Origin of the sequence: Kaistella sp., from assembly GCF_032060305.1 — a bacterium.
Lineage (GTDB): Bacteria > Bacteroidota > Bacteroidia > Flavobacteriales > Weeksellaceae > Kaistella > Kaistella yananensis.
Window position 1 is genome coordinate 1 of sequence record NZ_DAMBHK010000086.1, and the last position, 3,112, is coordinate 3,112.

3 protein-coding genes are annotated in these 3,112 nt (G+C 40.6%); all 3 read right to left on the reverse strand.

Features of this window, described 5'->3' with window-relative positions:
• Positions 1-340 precede the first annotated feature (340 nt).
• Positions 341-2,146, reverse strand: coding sequence for a translational GTPase TypA (gene typA / locus V5N63_RS10350; RefSeq protein WP_332033877.1), 1,806 nt, complete (start codon positions 2,144-2,146; stop codon positions 341-343).
• A 226-nt stretch (positions 2,147-2,372) separates the two neighbouring features.
• Positions 2,373-2,609: a YdcH family protein gene (locus V5N63_RS10355; RefSeq protein ID WP_265144497.1), complete on the reverse strand. Its 237-nt coding sequence runs from the start codon at positions 2,607-2,609 to the stop codon at positions 2,373-2,375.
• 141 nt (positions 2,610-2,750) lie between these two features.
• The coding region (locus tag V5N63_RS10360; RefSeq protein ID WP_332033878.1) for a hypothetical protein at positions 2,751-3,112 on the reverse strand (362 nt) is incomplete at its 5' end.

Here is a 3,112-nt window from a genome sequence, read left to right on the forward strand (position 1 = left end):
ACTGTGAAAAACTGCTGCTTTCATATCTTTATTTTTTAGTGTTGGTGAAAAATGATGTATCAAATATTTGACCACTATTTTAAATTCTCTTTAGTTCTAAAGGAATGTCAAAGGAATGTCAAAGGAATGTCAAAGGAATGTCAAAGTAAAGGGTAAGAAATCTCCGGTTCCAGGTTGCGGGAATATAAAAAAACCTTAATTCCCAAACCGTGTTTTCACCCTAAACCGGTTGGTGGTTATTTTTTACATTATAAAAAAAAAGCCCCGACAGACGGAGCTTAATTAAAAAGCGCTGTTAGAGCTTGGAGCTCTAACAGCGCTGTATATGATTCAGAATCAATTATCCTTTCGCGCCTCTTTCGATACGCTTTCTTTCGTTTTCAGAAAGAACTTTCTTACGCATTCTGATGAAGTTCGGAGTTACCTCGATGGCTTCGTCGCCCTGGATGTATTCCATACATTCTTCAAGAGAGAATAAGATTTTCGGAGCGACGCTGCCGTCTTTATCCTTCCCTGATGCACGCATGTTGTTCAGCTGTTTTGCCTCAACAATGTTTACCACCAAATCTCCAGGTTTGTTCTGTTCGCCCACGATCATACCTTCGTAGATTTCCTCACCCGGATCAACAAAGAATTTACCTCTGTCCTGAAGTTTCGCAATCGAGTATTCTGTAGCCGGTCCCTGACCTTTACTCACCAAAACACCTACCAGTCTTCCTGGAATTGCTCCTTTGAAAGGCTTGTAATCTACGAAACGGTGCGCCATAATAGCTTCACCCGCAGTTGCAGTAAGCATTTGAGAACGCAGACCGATTAATCCTCTTGAAGGAATTTCGAATTCCATGTGCTGCATTTCACCTTTGGTTTCCATGATGTGAAGATCACCTTTACGCTGTGTAGCCAAATCGATTACTCTTGATGCATATTCTTCAGGTACGTCAACTACCATTGATTCGTACGGCTCGCATTTAACACCATCAATTTCTCTAAGGATTACCTGCGGCTGCCCGATGGTCATTTCGTAACCTTCTCTTCTCATCGTTTCGATCAAAACAGAAAGGTGAAGAATACCACGTCCGAATACCAGGAAGGTGTTTGCATCTTCAGTAGGCTCTACTCTTAATGCTAAGTTTTTCTCTAACTCTTTCATCAACCTTTCTTTCAGGTGATTTGAAGTTACATATTTACCGTCTTTTCCGAAGAAGGGAGAGTTGTTGATGGAGAATGTCATGTTCAAAGTCGGCTCATCGATAGCGGTACGCGGCAATGGATCCGGATTTTCAAGATCTACGAATGAATCACCGATCTGGAATTTATCGAAACCTACAATCGCGCAGATATCACCTGCTTTTACTTCCTGAACTTTCTTTTTACCGAGACCTTCAAAAACGTATAATTCCTTTACTTTTCCTTTGATGATGTTGCCGTCTTCCTGTGCCAGACCAATCCATTCCGATTCTTTTACAGAACCCTGGGTGATTTTACCAATCGCGATTCTCCCAAGGAAAGAAGAGAAATCAAGAGAAGTAATCTGCATTCTCAGCGGACCTTCCTTCGCATCAGGAGCAGGAACGTGCTCTAAAATACCGTCTAAAAGTGGGAAGATATTATCTGTAGGCTCCAGTGAAGTATTGAACCAGCCCTGTTTTGATGAACCGTAGAATGTAGGGAAATCAAGCTGTTCTTCGGTAGCGTTAAGGTTGAAGAACAGATCAAATACCTGATCGTGAACTTCGTCCGGACGGCAGTTTGGCTTATCAACTTTGTTAATTACCACAACCGGTCTAAGGCCTAATTCCAAAGCTTTCTGAAGTACGAAACGCGTCTGCGGCATTGGTCCTTCGAAGGCATCTACCAAAAGTAAAACTCCGTCAGCCATTTTCAGTACTCTTTCCACCTCACCACCGAAATCGGCGTGACCGGGCGTATCGATTACATTAATTTTGGTGTCTTTATAAGTTACCGAAATGTTTTTTGATAAGATGGTAATTCCACGCTCTCTTTCAAGGTCATTATTGTCCATGATAAGATCACCGGATTCCTGATTTTCGCGGAAAACACTGGTGGCGTGAATGATTTTGTCGACCAGTGTAGTCTTTCCGTGGTCAACGTGCGCAATGATTGCGATATTTCTAATGTTTTGCATAATCGTTTTTTGACGGTGCAAAAGTAATCTTTTTTACCGGATAATTTGCAAACTGATATAGAATTAACAGAAATTAATACAGAAAATTAAAGAAAGTTTAATTGAGGTAGTCAGGAGTGGGTTTGGTTACCGGCCTATCTGTTTTGATTAGATGAGAATTCCGCAGCGTCAGTGCATGGAAAAAGCGGCTTCATCGGCCGCTTTGGGAACAGATTGATATGTAAATCTAGTTCTGCCTTAAGTATGAATAAAGATCATCTTTTAAATGAACTCTTTTTTTGCGTAAATCGGTTAAGTGATCGTCGGTAGTGTGATTCTGTTCTCCTTCTTCGTAATGCTGAATGAGCGCGTTTACCTCCTCATAATTCACATACATTTTTCTGAAAATTTCGTCATTCAGCTTCAGGACATTGATTTTGTCTGTGTATTCAGGAAATTCGTGGGTTAGGTTGTGGTTTTCCATGACTTTAAATTTTAGGAATTTTGATAGATTAAAGTTAAGGAAAATATTAAACCAACGGTACATGAAAATTATCACATCCTCAAAGCCAGTACAAAAATAAACGCTAAAGTTCTGAGGCTTTAGCGTTGGTAATTGTTGGCGTTATTTTTTGGTTGTTATATGAATTTCGTTGGCTTTGCTGCCGTTGTATCCTTTCTTATAAACATTCATTCTTTCGATGCGGTTGGGGGACAGGCTGTTCATTTCTTCCTGTGTCACAAGTTTACCGTCGATATAGATGTTCACTTCTTTCTTTTCGTTCTGGAAAACAATATCCGCGGAGTTCTTTCTCTTTGCTGCTTCTGCTGCAGCTTTTTCAGCTTCTTTTATCCGCATTTGGAATTCTGGTGAATTAACCTGCTTTTCAACTTCTCTGGCGCGTTTCTCAGCTTCTTCAATCTGCTTTTTGAACTCAGGTGAATTAACTTTCTTTTCCATTTCTAATGCTTTGCGCTCGGCTTCCT

Excerpts from the sequence above, each read along its gene's own strand:
- typA (WP_332033877.1), bottom strand. The coding sequence starts at position 2,146 with ATGCAAAACATTAGAAATATCGCAATCATTGCGCACGTTGACCACGGA.
- V5N63_RS10355 (WP_265144497.1), bottom strand. The coding sequence starts at position 2,609 with ATGGAAAACCACAACCTAACCCACGAATTTCCTGAATACACAGACAAA.